At 58.7% G+C, this 20911-nt stretch carries 25 protein-coding genes; 13 read left to right on the top strand and 12 right to left on the bottom strand.

The genetic code is table 11. The features are described from left to right. Nucleotides 1–26: 26 nt before the first annotated feature. The 5 genes from BUB60_RS12565 to BUB60_RS12550 form a co-directional block, all read right to left on the bottom strand. On the bottom strand, nt 27–1700 hold the full coding sequence (locus tag BUB60_RS12565) for a portal protein (RefSeq protein ID WP_143162346.1): 1674 nt from the start codon (nt 1698–1700) through the stop codon (nt 27–29). Next, nucleotides 1697–1990, bottom strand: coding sequence for a hypothetical protein (locus tag BUB60_RS12560; RefSeq protein WP_073079569.1), 294 nt, complete (start codon nt 1988–1990; stop codon nt 1697–1699). Before BUB60_RS12560 ends, BUB60_RS12565 begins: the two co-directional genes overlap by 4 nt. 216 nt (nt 1991–2206) lie before the next feature. Next, nucleotides 2207–3625, bottom strand: coding sequence for a phage terminase large subunit (locus tag BUB60_RS12555; protein ID WP_084726461.1), 1419 nt, complete (start codon nt 3623–3625; stop codon nt 2207–2209). A gap of 365 nt (nt 3626–3990) precedes the next feature. Continuing rightward, nucleotides 3991–4131: a hypothetical protein gene (locus BUB60_RS20180; protein WP_159435411.1), complete on the bottom strand. Its 141-nt coding sequence runs from the start codon at nt 4129–4131 to the stop codon at nt 3991–3993. A gap of 187 nt (nt 4132–4318) precedes the next feature. Further along, nucleotides 4319–4708, bottom strand: coding sequence for a hypothetical protein (locus tag BUB60_RS12550; protein WP_073079566.1), 390 nt, complete (start codon nt 4706–4708; stop codon nt 4319–4321). A 245-nt stretch (nt 4709–4953) separates the two neighbouring features. Between BUB60_RS12550 and BUB60_RS12545 the strand changes: the two genes are divergently transcribed. The 5 genes from BUB60_RS12545 (at nt 4954) to BUB60_RS12525 (ending at nt 9175) form a co-directional block, all read left to right on the top strand. Then, on the top strand, nt 4954–5430 hold the full coding sequence (locus BUB60_RS12545; protein ID WP_073079564.1) for a hypothetical protein: 477 nt from the start codon (nt 4954–4956) through the stop codon (nt 5428–5430). A gap of 117 nt (nt 5431–5547) precedes the next feature. After that, nucleotides 5548–6204, top strand: a complete 657-nt coding sequence (locus BUB60_RS12540; RefSeq protein ID WP_073079562.1) for a response regulator transcription factor — start codon at nt 5548–5550, stop codon at nt 6202–6204. Then, nucleotides 6201–7679, top strand: a complete 1479-nt coding sequence (locus BUB60_RS12535) for a sensor histidine kinase (RefSeq protein ID WP_073079560.1) — start codon at nt 6201–6203, stop codon at nt 7677–7679. The genes BUB60_RS12540 and BUB60_RS12535 overlap by 4 nt, the downstream gene beginning before the upstream one ends. Before the next feature lie 12 nt (nt 7680–7691). After that, the gene (locus tag BUB60_RS12530; protein ID WP_073079557.1) at nt 7692–8570 is read left to right on the top strand and encodes a hypothetical protein; all 879 of its coding nucleotides are present in this window, start codon (nt 7692–7694) and stop codon (nt 8568–8570) included. A gap of 260 nt (nt 8571–8830) precedes the next feature. Then, nucleotides 8831–9175: a Lar family restriction alleviation protein gene (locus BUB60_RS12525; RefSeq protein ID WP_073079554.1), complete on the top strand. Its 345-nt coding sequence runs from the start codon at nt 8831–8833 to the stop codon at nt 9173–9175. 78 nt (nt 9176–9253) lie between these two features. Here BUB60_RS12525 and BUB60_RS20175 read toward each other — a convergent pair whose 3' ends face one another. Next, complete coding sequence (locus BUB60_RS20175) at nt 9254–9406, bottom strand: hypothetical protein (RefSeq protein ID WP_159435410.1); 153 nt, start codon at nt 9404–9406, stop codon at nt 9254–9256. A gap of 144 nt (nt 9407–9550) precedes the next feature. Beyond that, nucleotides 9551–10072 (bottom strand): RNA 2',3'-cyclic phosphodiesterase, encoded by a 522-nt coding sequence (thpR, locus tag BUB60_RS12520; RefSeq protein WP_073079552.1) that lies wholly within the window; start codon nt 10070–10072, stop codon nt 9551–9553. Between the two features lie 121 nt (nt 10073–10193). Here thpR and BUB60_RS12515 point away from each other — a divergent pair, with 121 nt between their 5' ends. Next, nucleotides 10194–11075 (top strand): polysaccharide deacetylase family protein, encoded by an 882-nt coding sequence (locus BUB60_RS12515; protein ID WP_073079550.1) that lies wholly within the window; start codon nt 10194–10196, stop codon nt 11073–11075. A 16-nt stretch (nt 11076–11091) separates the two neighbouring features. Here the strand turns inward: BUB60_RS12515 and BUB60_RS12510 are convergent, their stop codons facing one another. Both BUB60_RS12510 and BUB60_RS20170 read right to left on the bottom strand, forming a co-directional pair. Further along, nucleotides 11092–11277, bottom strand: coding sequence for a hypothetical protein (locus BUB60_RS12510; protein WP_143162345.1), 186 nt, complete (start codon nt 11275–11277; stop codon nt 11092–11094). 38 nt (nt 11278–11315) lie between these two features. Beyond that, entirely contained in the window at nt 11316–11474 is a 159-nt protein-coding gene (locus tag BUB60_RS20170; protein WP_159435409.1) for a hypothetical protein, read from the bottom strand. A gap of 192 nt (nt 11475–11666) precedes the next feature. Here BUB60_RS20170 and BUB60_RS12505 point away from each other — a divergent pair, with 192 nt between their 5' ends. Further along, on the top strand, nt 11667–12140 hold the full coding sequence (locus BUB60_RS12505) for a GNAT family N-acetyltransferase (protein WP_073079545.1): 474 nt from the start codon (nt 11667–11669) through the stop codon (nt 12138–12140). A gap of 122 nt (nt 12141–12262) precedes the next feature. On the opposite strand, the gene BUB60_RS12500 is transcribed toward BUB60_RS12505, so the two are convergent. The 3 genes from BUB60_RS12500 to BUB60_RS12490 form a co-directional block, all read right to left on the bottom strand. Further along, on the bottom strand, nt 12263–14458 hold the full coding sequence (locus BUB60_RS12500; RefSeq protein WP_073079543.1) for an ATP-binding protein: 2196 nt from the start codon (nt 14456–14458) through the stop codon (nt 12263–12265). Between the two features lie 316 nt (nt 14459–14774). Then, a complete protein-coding gene (locus BUB60_RS12495) occupies nt 14775–15071 on the bottom strand; it encodes a spore coat protein (protein WP_073079541.1) in 297 nt (98 codons plus the stop codon). A 23-nt stretch (nt 15072–15094) separates the two neighbouring features. After that, nucleotides 15095–15304, bottom strand: coding sequence for a hypothetical protein (locus tag BUB60_RS12490; protein ID WP_073079538.1), 210 nt, complete (start codon nt 15302–15304; stop codon nt 15095–15097). Nucleotides 15305–15555: 251 nt separating this feature from the next. Between BUB60_RS12490 and BUB60_RS12485 the strand changes: the two genes are divergently transcribed. The 6 genes from BUB60_RS12485 (at nt 15556) to BUB60_RS12460 (ending at nt 20909) form a co-directional block, all read left to right on the top strand. Continuing rightward, nucleotides 15556–16002, top strand: coding sequence for an Hsp20/alpha crystallin family protein (locus BUB60_RS12485; RefSeq protein WP_073079536.1), 447 nt, complete (start codon nt 15556–15558; stop codon nt 16000–16002). 189 nt (nt 16003–16191) lie between these two features. Beyond that, a complete protein-coding gene (locus tag BUB60_RS12480; RefSeq protein WP_073079533.1) occupies nt 16192–17580 on the top strand; it encodes an MATE family efflux transporter in 1389 nt (462 codons plus the stop codon). 21 nt (nt 17581–17601) lie between these two features. Further along, nucleotides 17602–18186 (top strand): 5'-deoxynucleotidase, encoded by a 585-nt coding sequence (gene yfbR, locus BUB60_RS12475; RefSeq protein WP_073079531.1) that lies wholly within the window; start codon nt 17602–17604, stop codon nt 18184–18186. 58 nt (nt 18187–18244) lie between these two features. Further along, nucleotides 18245–18514, top strand: a complete 270-nt coding sequence (locus BUB60_RS12470) for an ACT domain-containing protein (protein WP_073079529.1) — start codon at nt 18245–18247, stop codon at nt 18512–18514. Between the two features lie 533 nt (nt 18515–19047). Next, on the top strand, nt 19048–20406 hold the full coding sequence (locus BUB60_RS12465; RefSeq protein ID WP_073079526.1) for a PFL family protein: 1359 nt from the start codon (nt 19048–19050) through the stop codon (nt 20404–20406). A 179-nt stretch (nt 20407–20585) separates the two neighbouring features. Then, entirely contained in the window at nt 20586–20909 is a 324-nt protein-coding gene (locus tag BUB60_RS12460; protein WP_073079524.1) for a hypothetical protein, read from the top strand. The last annotated feature ends 2 nt before the right edge of the window (nt 20910–20911 follow it).

Raw genomic sequence — 20911 nt, 5'->3', positions numbered from 1 at the left:
ATACATGCGGCCGGATCGGATAAATTTCAAGGCTTCATGCCGCCCGTATTCAGCACGGCATGCTTCAGCGTCTGTAAGCCCGGCGCGATGGGGATCGGGGCCGCCATTCCGTCGGCCGCTATTCCTTCGCCCGCGTTCTGCGGCGCCGCCTGGTCGTCCCGCAGCTTGTCAATGAGCTCCTGCTGCTTGCTGATATAGCCGTTCGGCACGCGTTCCAGGTAGTCGATCAGGCTGATTTTTCCCTGCGTCAGGAGGTTGTCCAGCGTCTGCAGGGAGGCGATCTCGCTCCAGTAAGCGGAGGCGCCGATGTCGAGCTTGACCGACAGGCTCAAAGCTTTCAGCTGCCCGTAATCAAACTCCACCGGGATCTTATCCTCCGGCCGGAGCCCCCCGGCCGCCGCCACGACGGCAAAGCTGTCGGGCTGCTCCAGCAGCACCTTGCGCGTGCCGTAACAGCTGGCCATAAAGTCTATATAAATGCGCCCGAGATCCTCCAGGCTCTCATAGAGATTTTGCTTCGTCAGTTCGCTGGGCGTGGCGGACGCCCGCTGCAGCGCGATGATGGCGCTGGTATTTTCGGGCCTGGCCTCGCCCAGTGCGGCGCTCGTCGCTCCCAGGAACGTCTGCGTGTAGTCGACCGCCAGGTTGATAAACTGGGCGATCTGCGGCGAGATCTGCGCCGGGTCGATGATTTTTGCAACGGAATTGACGTCCCCGCCCTGCACAGGGATCGCCGCGCCCACGCGGTTGTCCCATTTTGCGATACGCGTTTTGTCGTAAATGATCTTGGGGTACGCCGTCGTCATGAGCGAGATCATGCTCATGGCAAAGAGCTTGTTGATAAATATCTGGTTGGGAATCAGGCCGGTGATCATCGCCTGGCCGTGATAGCTGTCATGAATATTGTCCCAGCACAGCCACGTCACGGGATACAGCGCAAGGCCCGTGTCCCACGGCTTTCTGATAACAGCGCCTCTCGTCGTCTCGACGGCCCAGACCGTCTTCGTCGTCTTGCTGCGCCAGAACCGGAGGAGGACCGTCGCCTTGTCGTCCGTCATGTTGGACGGTTCAGTGCGCCCGTCGTCGGTATCCGCCGTGATGCTGTCCAAATCGGCACAGCCAAGCTCTGAGGCCCGGTCTCTCAGCACGTCGAGCAGCTCCCGGCGGGAGATGATGATGTACGGCTGTCTCTGTACGCGCCTGTCGCTGGCGTCTCCGAAGAAAACGCGCGTGTTCTCGATGATTTCCGTGATGATCGCGCCCTTCACAGGGTGTCCGGTATCGATTTCCGGGTCCCAGTAGGTGTAGGTGCAGGCGTCGCCGTCAACGGCGGCGTTGCGCAGAAATTCCCGTAGGAGATTGACGATCTTGTTGGACTCGAACAGAGCGCCGAAATCCCTGTTGACGACGTCTGCAATAACGTCCAGATCGCCGCCCCCGGCGCTGCTCCCCATGGCGGAGGCCTGCATCTTCAGATTGTTCGACGTGATGCCGGCAACCGTGAACAGGACCACGCGCTTTAGGAAATTGAAGACCGGGGTCGGCAGGCCGCCAGCCTCAACGCCCTTCCACTGATTCCCGACGAAGAAGTCCTCATTGGTCTGCACCGTATCATTGAGTCCCTGCCGCGCGTTGTCGCCGAGTCCCTTGAGATATTCCTTCCAGACGCTCTCGCAATCGGGGATGCCTTTGCTCATCATTCACCCTTCCTTCCGGCCGCGCCATAACTGAAATTCAGGATATTCGCAACGCCCTCCGTAAAACGCCGCTCGGCCTCGGCCGCCTTTCTGCGGCTCTCCGTCGGGGCGTCGCCGTCGCTGTCTTCAGTCAGTTGCCTGATGGTTGATGCCAGCGCATCAAGCTGCGCGCCGCACTGCGCCCACAGCCCCTCAATACGCCGGACCAGCCGGCCGACCAACCTCAGCAGAACGATCAGCCCCGCCGCTTCCAGGACCAGCGCCGAAATTTCAAGCACGTAAATGTAAAGCATATATCCTCCTTGTTATAAGTTGAATTATTATTCAGCCATCCTTTAGCTCATAAGCAGAGCCCGGACTGCGTGTCGGCCGGGGGGATGGGCCGCCGAGGACGGCGGCCCCTACGAGGGTAAATGCGCCGCCTTGAGCGTGCGGGGACGTGGATTCCCGCCGCTGCGGGAATGACACGAGGAGCGGGCACAGCCCCTCCACCTCTTCCGCGCGGGCGTTCAATACTCAAGATACCCCCTGCCGGCCGCGCCGCCTGTCATGAACGCGTCGTAATTCTCCCCGGCGTCGTCGTCCTCCAATGGTATCCGCGCCGCTCCAGGCGCTTCCCGTTCCGTTTTCAGCGTACGCGATACGCAGTAGTACCGGACGGCGTCGGGCAGATGGGTGATATCGTGGGGCTCCGTCGCGCAGTCATTCGGGTTTTTCTCGTCCGTCAAAATTGCCTCCATCGCGCCGGTCGTCTCCGTACAGTTTTTAAAGAACAGGAGCGACGGTCCTCCGTCGGCCCGGGGTGCCAGCGCTTCCTTGACCTGCAGCCACCCCTGGACCCTGCTGTTGTCCGCCCGGACGATCGGGACACCGCTCAGCATAAACAGCTCCGCCATCGTCTTGCCGGAATCCTTCTGCCTGCTCCACATATCGGGCGGTGCGAAGGTGACGGCGATGCTCTCCTCCGGCAGCGTGCGGCTCCGGATGAGCTTCGCCGCCTCCGACACGATGAGATTCGGGGCTTTCAGCTCCCGGTACATAAAGCTGCGCCCGCTCTCATCCTGCGCAAACCAGCCGCAGGCCAGCATATCGAGTCCGTAGTCGAACGCGCGGTACCTGAGCCAGTGCCCCGGGACTTGAAACGGCTCGACGACGTGTCTGGCGGCGCGGAATTCGGGGAAATATGTGCCGGCCAGGGCATTCCAATCTCCGTAGCGGTGCGCGCGCCGGATGTTGTCCGGCAGGCCGGACAGCATCCGCACATAGGCCGGCGACGACTCCATGAGGTAGACATTGTCCTCGACGGTGGCCGGGATAAAGCTGTAGTCGGCGGGATTTTCATTTTCCTCGGGATTCGGCCTGTCCGTGATAAACGCGCGGTCGATAAACAGCCGCTTGACCCACCGGTGGCCGACGCCGCCGGGATTGCAGGTGAGATAAAACCGCTTTGGAAAATCGTTCACGCCCCGCAAAAGGCTGCCGATAAACCGGAATTCCCGCTCGGTGAACTGTGTGGCCTCGTCCATGAAAATCCAGTCGTACTCCTGCCCCTGATACTCCGTTTCGGAGGCGTCGCCGCTGTAATGGCCGAACTTGATGACCGAGCCGTTTTTAAAGTACATGGCGTGCAGCGTGCTGCTGTATGTACCGGCAGCCGATGGCACCATTTTGCAGATTTGCTCAATGTGATTGGCCTGGAGCTCGGGATAGGTGCGCCGGAGGATCAGAATCCGGATGCCGTCATACCGCAGCGCGCCCCCAACCGCCTTCCACCGGACGGCGTGCGTTTTTCCGCCGCCCCGCGCCCCGCCGTATGCCGTATAGAGCGTCCGGCTCCGGCAGAACTGTTCCTGCTTCGGCGTCAGGCAGCCCAGCTTGATGCTCACGTCCGCCGCGCCACGTGTCTTCACTTGTCGCTGTATTGCCATACGTCACCTAAAAAAGGAGCCGGCCCGCGCTTTTGCGCGTTGTCCGACTCCTTTTAGTCCCTGCCGCTGCCCGTTCGCAGCGGCGGCATATTATTTTGTTCCCACCCGCCCGCCCTATAACGGTATGGGGCTTTTCCCAATGGCCCCGATTGGAGGGGCTCCGCCCCTGTGCCCCCGCGGGGCTGCGAGGGCTCTGTTCGGGCGACCCTGGACCGTCAGAGACGGCGCTCGGGCTCCGCGGGACCTCTGCCCCGGCTATTGCCGGGGCTATACCCGAGCTCCCTGAAAATACACACCCCTGACGCAATGACAGACATGCATGATTTAGCAGCTGAATCGTCATTCAAAATATAAAATCTTTGAAATCAGGAGCTTTCTATCTCCTGCCGTTTCGAAACGCTGACCTCCAGGACAACGATCCCCGCCTTCGTCCGCTTGATCCACACATCGTTGCCGCGCTCGAGGATTTTCATGACAACCGCGCCGTCGAGCCTCAACACCGCCATCGCCGCCACCTCCTTCACTTAATATAATCTTCTGCCACCCATAGACCACCGGACACAAGGCGCCTGTCGATCTTATGACGCTGCCTGAACACCTGAAACGGGGTCTGGGGCGTGGCCCCAGCCGCCTCTCGTCGGGGTCATAGAGGTGTAGCCCCTATACCTCTATCGGGCGGGTGGGCGGGCCAATTCAATCCAACAAATCGCTGCTGCCGCCGTCGATTTTGAGCCGGATGGTCATGACGCCGCTGTCTTCCTTGTCGGAGTAGCCGCCGTTGAAAGGCTGCCGGAGCTGAAACATGGCGCTCTGCGCCTTGTTCTTGTCGCTGAACATGGCTCTGGCCAGCCAGCCCTCCCGCCTCAGGCGCGCCCTTTTCAGGACCTCGGCATACGGCGCGTACTTGCCGTCCTCGTTCGTTTCAAATCTGAGATAGACGTCGTCCGGCAGACCAAGCCAGGCGATCATGTTTGCCCGGTCCGGGAAGACCTCCCGCGCCTCGCACTCGGCGAAATAGGCCCCAATCCTCGCCTCCAGCGCCTCCGGCGACATTTCGGTACCCTCCGTTTTCTTTTTTGTCATCCAAGCCACCGTCCTCCCTTTTCGTCTCTGACGTTACATTAGCACAGCCCGTGCCTATAAGTAAACACGCTGTCCACCCTGCGGCCGCCCGCTCGGCTTCTGTCAGGCTTCCGTCGGGCAGGCAAATATTACATGGGGTTTTTGTCCAAAATTGTGTGCGCCGGTCTTTTTATTTCTCCCGATATGTGTTACAGTAAAAGTTAAGATATTATCAGGCAAAAGACAGCCTGGAAACGGGTGACGCTATGCATAAGATCAAAAAGCCTCTCGTGATAACCGCGGCGGCCGTTGTTCTCGTCGCCGCCGCCGTATTGGGGGTTTTGTCGGCGGTGAAAACGACGCCGTGGGAGCTGACATATCACCTTGTTCCCTCAGACGTCACAGCGGCAATGATATGGCGGGGCACATATTCGTATCAGCTCACCGAGGAGGAGATCGTACAGCTCGTACATTACTTAAACCGGCTTGAGAAATCCTCCTTCGCCATCAAATACAGCCGCCAGAACATCCCGCCCCAATTCGGCCTTAGCCTTCAATGCGGCGGCGTTGAAATTCAGCTCAATCAGATCAGCAGCACCCACGGCCCGCTCGTCATGACATTTGACGAAACGACGGCAAAATCTTTTACGACCGGCCAATGGTATGTCAACCATCCCGAAACGGCCGCGTATATTACCGCACTGCTCGACGCAAAGCAAAGCGAAGCGACACCGACAACCTGAAAAGCTCAGCCGCACCGATTGGCGCGGCTGTTTTTTTTGCGGAGAACGCCCCCATATTTTACAACTCCATTACACCGGCGGGACAAGTCCCGTGCTACAATCGAGGTGGTGAGAAAGATGGCGCATATTCTGATTGTTGAAGATGAAAAATCCATCAGCGACTTGATCGCGATGAATCTGACACTGGTCGGCCATACGAGCGATCAGGCGTTTACGGGTCCCGAGGCGCTGGACCGCATCAGGTCGGCGTCCTACGCGCTGATCCTGCTGGACGTCATGCTGCCGGAAATCGACGGGTTTACGCTCATGGGGCACATCCCGGAAAACACGCCCGTTATCTTCATCACAGCGATGTCCGGCTTGTCCGACCGGGTGAAGGGGCTCAACATGGGGGCCGACGATTATATCGTCAAGCCCTTCGAAACCCTGGAGCTTTTGGCGCGGATCGAGGCCGCCCTGCGCCGGACCGCCCGGTCGTCGCCGCAGTTTTCTCTGGACGGGACGGTGGTCGATCTGTCCAGCCGTGTCGTCACCGTGGCCGGAAACCCAGTGGAGCTGACGCTCCGTGAATTCGAGCTTTTAGAGGTGCTGATTAAAAATAAGAACATCGCGCTCTCGCGTGAAAAGCTGCTCAAGCTGGCGTGGGATTACGATTACTGCGGCGAGACGCGGACCGTCGACGTCCATATTCAAAAGCTCCGAAAAAAGCTGAACTGGGAAAGGCGGATCAAGACCGTCTTCAAAATGGGCTACCGCCTGGAGGCCGGCTCATGAAATATTGGCAGAAAACGTTTCTGATCATGCTGACCGTTTTTATCGTGTTCATCAATGTCTGTCTGTTCCTGACGTCCAAATACAGCTTCGCCCTCAACCTGAACCGGGATACCGACAGGGCGCTGAGCGAATACCGTCTTGTCGTTTCGAGCGTTTACCAGACGATGTACAGTATGGCGGGCCGCGACCAAAGCAGCCTGACGCCGTCATCGGAGGCAAGCGTCATGCGCTCTTACGCCGATTATTACCTGAGTCAGGGCGTCACCTTTGAGCTTAAAAGGTCCGATACCGTGGTGTTTTCAAATCTTCCTTCCGGCGCGTCCGCCGCCGCGGACCTTTCGGCGCCGGCGGACGGCACATACGCCGTGCAGACCGTCCCGGCGGCCGGCGGGTCGTTTCTTTGCATCACAGGCCGCCTTGGCGGGCAGTTCGGCGATTATTCCCTGACATTTCTGCGGGAGCTGTCCGAGCTGTACACAACGCACCGGCAGCTCACCGTGTACCTGATTGCCGTCGGCGCCGCCCTTGAGTCCGTGCTGGCCGTCGTCCTGTCCCTGATACTGCGAAAGCTGACGCAGCCGATCCGCACTCTCCGGTCGGCCGCGCGCGGCATCGCCGGCGGCAGCTACGGCGAGCGCATCCCGCTGCGCGGCCGGGACGAGTTTTCCGACCTGTCGGCGGCGTTCAATCAGATGGCCGTGAGCGTTCAGGACAAAATCGACGAGCTGGACAAAAACGCGCAGGCCAAGCAGCGCCTGATCGACAACCTTGCCCATGAGCTCCGCACGCCGCTGACGGCCATCCGGGGCTACGCTGAATATCTGCAGGGCGCCTACGCCAGCGAGGAGAACAGGATCGTCGCGGCAGGCTACATCATCTCGGAGACGGACCGCGTGAAAAATCTGGCCCTTAAGCTTTTGGAAATGGCGCTCGTCCGCAACGGCAGCCCGGTTTTTGACACCGTCGCCGCCCCGGCGCTGCTGCGGGAAATCGCCGGTTTATCCGAGCCGCGCCTCAGGGAGAAAAACCTGCGCCTGGAGCTCGAGTGCGCGTTGGACACCCTTGTCGGCGACGGCGACCTGCTGCAGTCGCTCCTCTTAAACCTCGTCGACAACGCCGTCAAAGCGTCGCCTCCCGGCGCCGCTATCCTTCTTTCCGCGTATTTCGACGGACACCCCGTGCTTGAGGTCGCCGATTCCGGCTGCGGCATGGAAACATCCGAAATACAGCTCGTCTGCGAGCCCTTCTACCGGATCGACAAGGCGCGCTCCCGCGCCTCCGGCGGCGTCGGGCTGGGGCTGGCGCTGTGCCGGGACATCGCCGCCGCGCACGGCGCCGAGCTGAAAATCGATTCCGTCAAAGGCGAAGGCACAAAAATACGCATTGTTTTTACGACTCCTTTACAACCCTCTGAAAACTCCGAAACGCCGGCGGATTTACAATTAGAGCGTGGAACCACACAAAATTTGGATTAAGGAGTAATAAAAATGTCCCAATTTAAAAAGCACGTCAAAAAAATCTGGATCGTCGCCGCCGCCGTCCTCTTGATCGTCGGCAGCACCTCCGCCATGGCCTACGCGCTGAACTCCGCCGTACCCGGTACCGCCCTGAACGATGCGGTCACGTCAGCCCCCGCCGTGTCCCTGCCCAGCCAGGCCCCCGGCCAGACCGCTTTGTCCCAGCCGCTCTATACCGTCGATGACCGGTCCACGCAGCTTATGGATTTTGAGCAGTTTAAGAACGAAGTCAAAATGAAAATGCAAATCACAAAGCAGCAATTGACGCCGGAACAAATCGAAAAAATATACGAGGACTATATCACGTCCGCCACCCCCGGCGACAAGGACATGACGGCGGACCAGGCCGCCGCCCGGGGCGCGGCGCTGGTTCAAACGGCATACGGCGTCGATCTGGCGGGCTATACCGCCGTCGCCTCATTCTCAAAAAGCCCGCTCCCCTATTCGGATAACTGGAGCATTTTATTCCACGCCCCTGATGAAACGGACAGCTCGAACCGCTATATCGCGGATATCAATTCCGTGACAGGCGCGATACTGGACATCGGCTGCTTTAACCTTGATTATACCGAGATCGTCAGTAAAGACGTGCAGGACCCCGATTGGATCGCAACCGCCGAGCGGGACATCGCAAAGCTGCTGCCCTCCGGCGTGACCATCACCGGCAGCAAGGTGGTCTACGCCACCGAGAACGTCGGCGTCACAGTCGTCTGCGCCCTGTCCGACGGCTCGGCTTTCGCGGTGCGTCTCGCCGGCGACGGCAAGGCCGCCCAGGTGTATGTCAATTTCCCCAACGGCTACGACGGCAGCCTTGATTACAAGCCCCTCAGCGAGGACGCCGTGGGATAACGTCAGCCCAATTCCGTCGCTCGGCCGGCAGCTTTAATCTCCGTAAAGAGCATGACAGCCCCCTCCGGGACGTCATGCTCTTTTGCTTCCCAGGTTTTCTGTACATTATGTAAACACGAATCCTGCCGTGGGCAGCAACAATTCAGTTGTGCGTAGCATTTTACCGCGGCCGCGCATATACGATAACAGAGGCCGACATTGCGCCGTCCCTCCGCGGCTTTCAGAGCGGCGCGACGCCGTCTGTGCGAAAGGAGTACATAATGGATCATAAGCTGCTGAAATGTCCCTTCTGCGGGGCCGAGGCCAAACTACTAAACTTTTCGGGCGCCTTTCGCGTCATCGATACAAATTACAAGTGCGCGGTCCAGTTTGCCGAGCGCTGGTACAAGACCGAACAGGAAGCTGTTGACGCCTGGAACAGCAGGATGCCAAACATCGTCTACTGCCGCGACTGCAAGTACGGCGTACCGAACGCGTTTCAGTGCGGGCTTGTGCTGTGCCAAAACGAATTCTTCCGCAGATACCGGCTGTTCGACTTTGACGATTACTGCTCCTTCGGCGAGCGCAGGAACGCGGAAACGGGCAAGAAAAACGACAAGGAATGACGCGGATTTTCTTCTCCCCCGGCGCCAAAATGAGGCCCGCACACGCGTGCGGGCTTTTGCCTTTTCCAGGCGGGTGCTTCAGTAAAGCTTTCCGCGGTACCGGTCCTTGCGGCTCTCCCAGTCGCTGTTTTCCTCCACGTTGAAGTGGTTTTGCTTGTTCATGCTCGGGATACCGTTGTTATTGTTGTAGGTGAAAAAATTGCTTCTCTTTTTCTTCTCGCGTTCCGCCATGTGCTCATCCCCTTCCGCGCCATATTTTTCCCACAAACCGTCATAAATATGCGCCCTGCAGGCAATAAGCGTCACATTTCCGGATCATGGGGCGCGCGCGATCGGTGCCAGTAGGGCAATACCGGAGCGCCGCCGCCCGCCCCGTCACGCGATTTCCGTATACGTCAGCCTGCCGCCGATCCGCTCGGACTGCATCAGGCTGACCTTTGCGACCGTCGCGTCAATGGCGGCGAGCCCCCGCGAGAACTCCTGCAGGGAGAAGCCGTCGCGGAAACGGGCGTTGCGCGCCAGGGTAAGGTGCGGTGTGAATTTCCGCGCCTCGACTCTGAAGCCCGCCGCGGCGACACGTCCCGCCAGCTTCTCGTACGTCTCCGTCAGGCGGTCGTTTTCCTCAACGCCCGCCCAGACAAGCTGGCCGCCCTCGCGCCGGAAGCTGCCCGCGCCCCGGATACGCAGCCGGAACGGCGCCGTCTGTGTGGATTTGGCGATCTCAAAGAGGGGCGGCGCCCGCTCGGGCGGCACCTCCCCGATAAAAACAAGCGTCAGGTGCAGGTTATCAAAAAGCGTAAAATTGCCCCGGAGCGTCTGCGCCCGCAGCCTGTCCTGAATTTCGGCAAGCTGCCGCCGGACGTTCTCGTCAAACGTTACCGCATAAAAAAGCCGCATAAAAACCTCCCGTATTATGGAAAACCGTGCATGTCTTGCCATTATGAGCATTATATTTCAGCATGGCACGCCGCGTCAAAGGCATAATAGAAACACCTCTACTATAGAAGGAATTATCTGCATGATACGCAAATCAGTCATTATTTTACTCATCTTCAGCCTGCTTTTCCCCTGTCTTCCCCGGCGCGCCGGCGCTCTGGACGCATCGCAGGGCGAAGGGATTTCTCTGCCCATTATCATGTACCATGAAATCAAGCACTCCAAGCTGGGCAAGGACGTGGTTTCGCCGTGGGAATTTGAAAGCGACCTGAAATACCTGAAAAGAAAAGATTACAATACCGTCACAATGCACGATCTGACAGACTGGTTTTATAACCGCGCCCCTTTGCCGCCGAACCCGATCATGCTCACCTTTGACGACGGTTATCTCAGCACATACAAATACGCGCTGCCGCTTCTCAAAAAATACGACATGAAAATCGTCCTCTCCCTGATCGTCAAAAATACGGACGACTTTACGCGCAACCCCGATACCAATATCGATTACTCCCATGTCACCTGGGCGCAGCTTAACGAAATGCTGGACAGCGGCCTCGTGGAGGTCCAGAACCACTCGTACAATCTGCACGTGGTGAAAAACGGCCGTTACGGCTGCGTCCGGAAAAAAAGCGAGTCCCTCGCGGTCTACGAGCAAATCCTGAAAACCGACCTGACAAAAGCGCAAAGCGAGATATTCCAGCAAACAGGCGTCCTTCCGACGACCTTCGCCTACCCCTACGGCCGCTACAGCGAGGATACCGACACGATCCTCCGCGCGCTGGGCTTTCAGGCCACGCTCTCCTGCAGGTACGGCATCAACGTCCTTTCGCACGAGAAAACGCCGGACCTGTACCGCCTCAAGCGCCTCTGCCGCGCCCACGGCAACGGTATCGGCGCGCTTTTGGACGAGGCCTACAAAACCATAAAGAAAAAGCCTCCGGCGGAGCCGCAGGTTTTAAAGTAGGACAGCCTCTATACCTTTATTGGGCGGGCGGCTGAGGTTTCACCTGTGCCGCCTCCATCACCGTCGGATTCAGAAAAGCGCCGCCCCCGGTGATCACATCGGTGGCCGTCAGCTGCCGGTTATTGAACAGCCCGTTCATCTCGCGGCTGATCTCATCGAAGTCCTTGTTGTTTTTCCACTCGTCAAGCGTCATGATTTTCACCTTCTTTCCTCCAATTTTGGCGCCGGCGCCGGCGCGGCTCATTGCGCACCTGATTTATCCTTTTTCTTTTCCGCCGGCTGCGTCCGTCCGCCGCCCCGGGCAACGTCCGAAGGCAGGGGCCATTCCGTAAAAACGCCCAGCTCCTCACGGTTCTTTTTCTGATAATCGTTCGTACGTTTTAGGTCTTCCCGCGCCATTCTTTCCCTCCTTTGCAATCAAGCTGCGCCATTATTGTTCTCCTGCCGCCCCGGAATTATTTATGCCGCCTGCTTATCGGGCTTTTATCGCCCGCAAAATGCCGTCTGTACATGGGGCGCGATATGCCTTATGATGGTAAGGAGGCCAATTTATTCTGTCCTTTCTCATCGCTTAACGAACGGAGGGTACATATGGAGCTGCGCTTTGCCGCGCCGGACGATATCGAGGAGCTCATCCGGCTGCGGCTTGACTTTTTTGCGGAAGAGCCGGACTTGACGCCTGACGAGGTGCAGGCGGCCGCCATTGCATCAGAGCTGCGGGGCTATTTCAGGCGGCAGCTGAACAGGGATTTTTACGCTGCCCTCGCCGTATCCGGCGGCCGAGCCGCCGCCGTGTCCTTTCTCGTCGTCCATCGCAAACCGGCAAACGTCCGCTTCCCGACCGGGAAGACGGGCGAAATCCTGAACGTCTATACCCGCCCTCCCTATCGCGAGAAGGGCCTCGCCACAGCCGCCCTGAAGCTGCTGATCGAAAAAGCGAAAGAGGAAGGCCTGTCCTTTATCGCGCTCTCGGCGACCGCCGCCGGAAAGCCTGTCTACGAAAGGCTGGGTTTTACCGAAAATTCCCCACAGGACTATACGGAGATGACGCTCCGCTTATCCTAGCGCCCCCGCTCCGGCGGCAAACTCTGCAAGGCTTTCCTCTGTATGCTGGTTTTTTGACAGGCTGAAGCGGCGCATCCGTGGTGACGGATGCGCCGCTTCTATATTTCGAATATACATTCAGTTCATTCCGCAGTTTCCAGAAGCCGGGTGACCGCCGCCATGTCCAGCGGCTTGGCCAGGTGGCTGTCGAATCCGGCCGCCAGCGCGCGCTCAATGTCGCTCTCGCCGTCGTATCCGGTCAGCGCCGCCATATAAACGCCGCTCAGCCCGGCCTCGGACCTGAGCTGCCGGGCAACCTCATAGCCGTCCTCTCCGGGCAGCCCGATATCGCATAAGATGACCTCTGGTCTAAATTCCTTTGCCAGCCGTACGCCGTCCACGCCGTCGAACGCCGCGGCCACGGTGTGGCCGAACATCTCCAGCGTCGTCCGCAGCAGCTCTGCCAGGTCCCGGTTGTCCTCGATCAGCAGCACCCGCCGCGGCCTGGCGCTTTGGCATGTCCGCCCTTCCGCCCAGACTGCCGTGTCCTCCCGCCTTGCCGGCAGACGGACGGAAAAGCTTGCGCCCTTTCCCAGACCCTCGCTCGATACGTCAACGCTGCCGCCGTGCAGCTCTGCGATCCCCTTCACGATCGACAGTCCCAGACCAAGGCCGCCGCAGCTTCTGTCGGGCGGGGTGTCCGCCTGCTTGAAGGGCTCGAACAGCTCCGGCAGGAACTCCTCGCTGATGCCGATGCCGTTATCCCTGACGCAGATAACAGCCTCATCCCCGTCCTGACAGACCTCCAGCTCCACAAGTCCGCCCTCATCGTCCGTGAATTTGAGCGCGTTGCTCAGGAGATTCCCGATCAACTGCGTGATGCGCGCCGGATCGGCGTCGACGTATACAGCGTCCCTGCAGATATTCGTATCCAGCCGGACCCCTCTTTCATCAAACAGGAAGATGTAGTCCTCCACAGCGGCCAGGGCAATGCCGGTAAGGTCGACCGCCTCTTTTTTCAGCTCTATCTTTTTCATGTTGATCCGGGTCAGGTCCAGCAGATCGTCCACGAGGCGGCGCAGCTGCGCCGCCTCGCGCTTGATGATTCCTTTGGTGCTCTCAATCAGCTTGGCGTCCTTGGCGAGATCCAGCAGCTGCAGCGCCGCCAAAATGCTGGCGATGGGATTTCGCAGCTCATGGGACAGCGTGCTCAAAAAAACATTTTTGTTATCGTCGACGCGCCGGAGCTCCTCGAGCAGATTTATGGCGTCGTTTCTGCTCTCGACGAGCGCCTCCGCCGCCTTCGCCCGCTCGATCGTATCCGCCGCAAACCGCACCAGCGTGTCCAGAATTCGAAGCTCCCGCTCGGGCGGCCGCCGGCCGTCGTCATAGTAGATGTTCAGCACGCCGGCGATTTTGCCGGCGCTGCTGATGAGCGGCATGGACAGCTCCGCCGCGATTCCTTCCTTCTCGATGTATACAAGGCGCGGGGAATTGCTGATAAGCTGCCGCAGGTTCTCGGTAAATATTCTTTTCTTTTCGCGGCATGCCATACCGCAGGTCCCCGAGTAAAGGTCAATATGGTGAAAGGCTTCCAGAAACTCCGCCCCCAGCCCGATGCCGTGGATCATGGACAGCGTCCCGCTGTTTTCATTGAAAACCTGCAAGCTCCCCTTACGCGCGCATGTGATGGAAAGCGCCGTGCGCAGCAGCTCTTCATAAATCGCGTTGGACTCCTCACCGGCGGTAAAATTGGAATTCAGCCGGCAGATCGTATTCAGGGCCTCATCCACCCGCTCCAGCTCACCTTTCGCCGCCTCCAGCTCTTTCATCAGCGCCGGCGCCGCCTGCCCGTTTTCACCTTGCGTGCCCTCGCCGCGGCGCGGGGCGCCGCACGCCGCCTCCCTGATTGTCATAATCGCGCAAATCAGTTTGCCGCTGATAAAAACAGGCCTGCCGCTCATGCTCAAATAAAGCGTTTTATCCGGGCGGACCGCCTTCACATGAAAATCGTCCAGCGTTTCTCCGTTCAAAACTCTCTTGACCGGTTTGTCCTTCTCTTCTATTTCCTTCCCTTTTTCATCAAAATACCTGGCGTCAGCCAGGCCTTCTCCGCATTTTTTATAGTCGCCGGATATATCCGGCAATTCCGCCGCGCGTTTGTTTTTATAGGCGACGCTTCGGTCAGGCCTTACGATGATCAGTCCGTCAGACAGATGCTCCGTAATGATTTTAAAAAGCTTCAGCTGCCGGGCGCTGTCATTATTGACGGAAGCCTGCTTTTTTACCGTTTGTTCTTTGTCGGACGTGCGTCGTGCGGCCATCAGCTTCCCAATCAACGATTTATCCCCCAATTATGAATAATCGATCTTCATTATAAATTGTTTTGAGCGGCGATTCAACAGCCTTGTGGCGGTAACGGCAAAAAAATTACGGGTGTTTTCCCGGGGGCGGGCATGCAAAAGCGCTTCGCGAGCTTCCCGCAAAGCGCTGCAGACTGTCGATAAAGTCCTTCGGGCTTTATCCGACAAGGGGCTGCATGCAGCGCGCTCAGCCGCGCACTGCATGAGAAGTGTCACTCCGGAGGCGCATGTCCCCCTGCGTGACAAATAATGAATTTATTTGCCGCTCCGGCGGCAAACTCTGCGAGGCTTTTTACCGCAGCAGGCTCAGCGTATTCTGCGCCTGCCCGGCGTCCGTCTTGAGCTGCTCGGCGGCGTCATAGGCGTTGTACCAGCCGCGCTCGGCGATATAGGAGCTCACCTGCTCCTGAAATGAAATTGTCTGATCCAGCTGCTTCTTCAAAAGATTCCGCACCGCGGGCGTCGAGGACGACGATATCGCGGCGGCGTAAGCCTGGATGCCCGCTTTCGCGGAGATCAGCAGGTCGGCGGCAATGACCTGATCGGTCAGCCGGCTGAGGGCGGTCTCAGCGGGTGCGCTCGGAGCCATATAATCACTTCCCGGTTTCATATTCATGTGACGGTATTTGTCTGCGACAGGACGTTTTTGATGTCCTGCAGCTGCTGCTTTGACGATGCGACGTCCTGCTCGAGGATCTTCTGGAGCCTCTGGTCGCTCACCAGGGTCTCCAACGCGCTGGACTTGACGGCGCAGGTGTTTTTAAGATTTAAAATTTCATGCAGGCAGACCATCTCGCTCGGTGTGATCGAGCCGCTCTTCATCCCTTCACCTCCCTGCCTGTTTCGGTTCCAAGCATATTATGCCGGTTTTTGCCCGGGAATATGAAACCGGCGCGGCACCTTCCAAAATCACCAAATTTTGTTCCGTAAATTTTATAATCTTTGACTTTGACTAATCTTGACCAATACGCATCGTTGTGGTATAACATATTCAGAGTTAGCACTCGGCTTCAAAGAGTGCTAGCAGACTAATAAAAATTATATATCATAATTTTAATGAAGGAGTTGTTATCATGGCAGGACTCGTTCCGTTCAACAGAAGAAGATCAGACGTTATGAGCGCGGGCTTTGACAGTTTTCAAAACATGCTTGACGACTTTTTTGCGGAGAGCTGGCCTTTCCGGAGGAGCCTTTTGGGCGATACCTTCAAGCTTGACGTTCAGGACAACAGCACGGAGTATCTGATCGAGGCCGAGCTCCCCGGCGTGAAGAAGGAAGACATCGGCATTTCGCTGAACGAAGGCCGGCTGAATATCTCCGTCAACAAGGACGAGACCGTCGAGGAGACGAACAAAAATTATCTCCATAAGGAGCGCCGCTACACCTCGATGAGCCGGAACATCATGCTCGGCGACGCCGATGCCGCGGGCATCAAAGCAAAGCTTGACAACGGGGTGCTTTCGATCTCGGTTCCCAAAAAGCCGAAGCCGGATAATTCCGTCGTCATCGACATCGACTAAAGCGCGATCTCACACAATCGCATAAGCGCACAAACGCACCGGCGCCCCCGCCGGTGCGTTTTCAGTCTGTCGATAAAGCCCTTTGGGCGGCAAACTCTGCGAGGCTTTCTTTTTTATACATTCACCTCATTTACATTCGGAGGGCCGCGTGTTATGATTTAGGGAAAACGACTAAAACGGGGCTTTAAATTGAAAAAGGATATGACTCTCGGCAGAGAGTGGAAGCTTATTTTGCTGTTTACGCTGCCAATCATGGCCGGCAGCTTCCTGCAGCAGCTCTACAACACTGTCGACGGTATCGTTGTCGGCAATTGGGTGGGGGAAGACGCCTTTGCCGGCGTCGGTACGTGCTCTCCGCTCGTCTTTCTGTTCCTGGCCTTCGCAATGGGCCTCGGCGTCGGCGCCGGCGTAACGGTCTCCCAGTATTTCGGCGCCCGAAAAATGAAGGAGCTCAGCGCCGCCGTCGACACCTCCCTCATTCTCATGAGCATCTTCGGGATCTGCTTTGCCGTCGTCGGCTATATCACGACGCCCTTTCTCCTGCGTGTCGTGCTGGACACGCCGGAAAATATCCTGCCTTACAGCATCCTCTACTTCAGGATTTACTGCATCGGTCTTGTCTTTCAGTTTATCTACAACGGCATCGCTTTCGTCCTGCGCGGCATGGGCGACTCCAAGGCGACGCTCTATTTCCTTTTGATTTCTACGGTTCTGAACGCGCTTTTGGCCGTCCTGTTCGTCATCGCTTTCCACTGGGGCGTCGCCGGTACGGCCGTCGCCACCGTCATCGCGCAGGTCGTCTGCGCCGGCGTGTCGTATATCTATCTCAAAAAGCGCTTCAAATTTGAAGGGTCCGGGCGTCATTTCGATTCGAAAATGTGCCGGCACATTCTTCGCTTCGGCATTCCCTCCGCCATTCAGCAGACGATCGTCTCCCTGGGCGGCACGGCGATGCAGCGCCTTGTCAACGGCTTCGGCGAAGCGGCCATTGCCGCCTATGCCGCCAGTCTCCGCATCAATATGCTGATGTCGGTGCCGATCTTCGGCTTTCAGGCGGGGCTCGCCAGCTTTACCGGCCAGAACATCGGCGCCGGCCGGATCGACCGCGTGAAGCGCGGCTTTCACGCCACACTGGTTATGGGGCTTATTCTCTCCGTTATCCTGTGCGCGCTGACATATTTCTTCGCCCCGGGCGTGGTGAAGGCCTTCGCCCTGACGGGTGACGCGCTGGCGCTGGGCGTTGAGCAGACCCAGTTCTTCGCTATTGTCTTCTGCGCCTTCTCGTATTACGCCATTATCGGCGGCGTGCTCCAGGGCGCGGGCGACGTCGTCCTCCAGTCGGTGGCGACGCTTTCGGCGCTGATCATCCGGGTGGTGCTCGGCTATGTCGGCGTCCACTTCGGCTTCATGGGCTATGAGGCCGCGTGGATCACCAACCCGATGGGCTGGGTCGCCTCCATCGCGATCACGACCATCCGCTACGCGTCCGGCAAATGGAAGACAAAGGCTGTCGCCTCCCTCGGCTCCGACGCCGGCGACGCGGCCGCCTTAAAAGCCTGCGCGGAAACAGACGCTTAAAAGCGCTTCCAGGAGGATATCATGCCATACAGCTTCTTTGCCCTGGTTTCCCGGATGAAAAATATCGCGCGCTGGTCCCTGATGCGCAATTCCAGCCAGGAAAATGTCCAGGAGCATTCACACATGGTCGCCGTCGTCGCCCACGCGCTCGCGGTCATCCGCCGCGATGTCCTGCTATTGGACGCCGACCCCGGCAGGGCTGCCGCCGCCGCGCTCTTTCACGACGCCCCGGAGATTTTCACAGGCGACATGCCCACGCCGGTCAAATACCACAACCCCGGCATCATTTCCGCCTACAAGCAGGTGGAGGCGCTGGCGTCAAGCAAGCTTCTCGCCACGCTGCCCGAGAGCATGCGCCCGGCCTACGAGCCGCTCTTCGCCCCGGAGGACGAGGTCACCCTGTCGCTCATCAAGGCCGCGGACAAGCTGTGCGCCTACATCAAATGCCTTGAGGAGCTCAAAGCGGGCAATAACGAATTCAGGTCCGCCGCCTCCCAGACGCTTGCCAAGCTAAAGGCGCTGGGTATGCCCGAGGTCGACTATTTTATGGAGCACTTCATCGGCGCCTTCGAGCTGACGCTCGACGAGCTCGATTTTTCCGTCTGAAGCGTCCCGCTTCTCTTTACCGCACCGCTTTATCACATCACTCTTGGAGGTCATCGATATGCGCGCAATCGTCACAGTCATCGGGAAGGACCACGTCGGCATCATCGCCAGCGTCTGCTCGCTCCTCGCCGAAAACGGCGTCAACATTCTGGACATCAGCCAGACGATCCTGCAGGAATATTTCACGATGATCATGCTCGTGGATACCTCCGCCTGCAAGGTGAGCTTTGACGAGCTGTCAAAGACCCTGAAAACCAGCGGCGAGGAGAGAAGCCTCTCCATCCGCGTCCAGCGTGAGGACATCTTCGAGGCCATGCACCGGATTTAATGTCCCACCCGCCCGCCCAATAGAGGTATAGGGCTGCGGCTATGACCCCCTGAAGGCTTCCCCTGGGGGAAGCTGTCGCCGCAGCCGACTGATGAGGGTCCGCCGCAGGCGGTTGAACTAAAAGCCGTGTGACGCGCCGCAAGCCGTCCTCATCCGTCACGGCTTCGCCGTGCCACCTTCCCCCGGGGGGAAGGCTAATAGTGTGCAGCAACTTTGCTGTGCTAACCCAATAGCCATTTTCACGAATCGCCCGCCGCTCCCCGTCTCAAGGCTCCCTCAGACGAGGGAGCTGTCGCCCGCAGGCGACTGAAGGAGGGATACGGTGCACTGGAGCTGTCGCCCGCAGGCGGCTGAGGATTGCCTCTCGTACCGCGCCGCGCATGGTCATGTGCTTAACCGTAGGGCAGGGGCTTGCTCCCGCCGCCGTCCCCGCCCCGTATGACGCGGCGGCTCTGCGTACCGCGGGCGTATATATCTAAAAGATATATATCTATTAGATATATGGACAAATACTCAAAACAGGAGATGCCCCTATGATACACGCCAACGAAATTCTCCAGACAATTGAAATGATCGACCAGCAGCATCTGGACATCCGCACGATCACGATGGGTATCTCCCTGCGCGACTGCGCCGATTCGGACGTCACGGCCTGCTGCGGCAAAATATACGACAAGGTGACGCGCCTGGCCCGGAACCTTGTAAAAACCGGGAGCGACATCGAGAGCGAGTTCGGCATCCCGATCGTCAACAAGCGCATCTCCGTAACGCCCATTGCCCTCGTGGCCGAAAGCTGCCAGACCGAGGACTACGTCCCCATCGCCAAGGCGCTCGACGCCGCGGCCAAGGAGGTCGGCGTCAATTTTATCGGCGGCTTCTCCGCGCTGGTGCATAAGGGCTTTACAAACGGGGACCGCCGGCTGATCGCATCCATCCCCCGCGCGCTGGCGGAAACGGAGCGCGTGTGCGCCAGCGTCAACATCGCCACCACAAAGGCCGGCATCAATATGGACGCCGTCGCCCTCATGGGCCGCGTCATCAAGGAGAGCGCCGGGCTCACGGCCAAAGACGGCGGCATGGCCTGCGCCAAGCTGGTCGTGTTCGCCAACGCGGTGGAGGACAATCCCTTCATGGCCGGCGCTTTCCACGGCGTCGGCGAGCCGGAATGCGTCATCAACGTGGGCGTGTCCGGCCCGGGCGTCGTCTATCACGCGCTGCAGTCCATTAAGGGCCAGCCCTTCGACGTTGTCGCCGAAACGATCAAGAAGACGGCGTTCCGGGTCACCCGCATGGGCCAGCTGGTGGCGCAGGAGGCTTCCCGGCGCCTGGGCGTCCCCTTCGGCATCGTGGACCTGTCCCTGGCCCCCACGCCCGCCATCGGCGACAGCGTGGCCGACATTCTCGAGGAAATGGGCCTGTCCTCCGTGGGCGCCCACGGCACCACGGCGGCGCTGGCGCTTTTAAACGACGCGGTGAAAAAGGGCGGTGTGATGGCCTCGTCCCACGTGGGGGGCCTGTCCGGCGCATTTATCCCCGTATCCGAGGACGCGGGCATGATCAAGGCCGCCCAATCCGGCGCGCTCACCATCGAAAAGCTCGAAGCCATGACCTGCGTCTGCTCCGTCGGGCTCGACATGATCGCCGTTCCCGGCGACACGCCCTGGGAGACCATCGCCGCCATCATCGCCGACGAGGCGGCCATCGGCGTGATCAACAACAAGACGACGGCCGTCCGCCTTATCCCCGCCCCCGGCAAAAAGATCGGTGACAGCGTCGACTTCGGCGGCCTGCTGGGCACCGCGCCCATCATGCCCGTCAATCCCTGCGACAGCGGCGTCTTTATAGGCCGGGGCGGGCGCATCCCGGCGCCTCTGCACAGCCTGAGAAACTGAAAAAGCACAAATTTCAGGGGACGGTTTATCTGCTTCACGGCAGATACGCCGTCCCCTGTTTTATTATCTCTGTTCCCGCCGCGAACCTTCTCACGATGATAACATATACTGCTAACAAGAAAAGTCTTGGACAATGTGATTGAGGGAAAAAAACACCTTGATTTCAGAGGGAGATATTCATGGGCGGCAATAATAACGGTATTTCCTTAAGCGGTATACCCGGCTTTGACGATACCGCGCTGACCGGTTTATTTGCATTGCCTCCGGCGCAGATGTCGCTGCTCGCCACAGTTCTCGGCTTGGTATTTATCGACGGACTTGATACGGATCAGCAGAACGTATTGGGGAATTTCTTTATGAGCGTCGGTCAGTCGATCGCAACGGCCGCCGCGCAAAGCGAGCTGATCCAGGCGAATTCCGACCCGACGAAAATAATGCAGCGGCAGATTCAGGCGCTGCGGAAGGAAGTCCAATCGCTGGCGCGGAAAGTTAATCGCCAGTGACG

Source organism: Sporobacter termitidis DSM 10068 (genome assembly GCF_900130065.1).
GTDB classification, from domain to species: domain Bacteria; phylum Bacillota; class Clostridia; order Oscillospirales; family Oscillospiraceae; genus Sporobacter; species Sporobacter termitidis.
The sequence above is the reverse complement of the archived record's forward strand: the minus strand, read 5'-3'. Positions and strand labels throughout refer to the sequence as shown.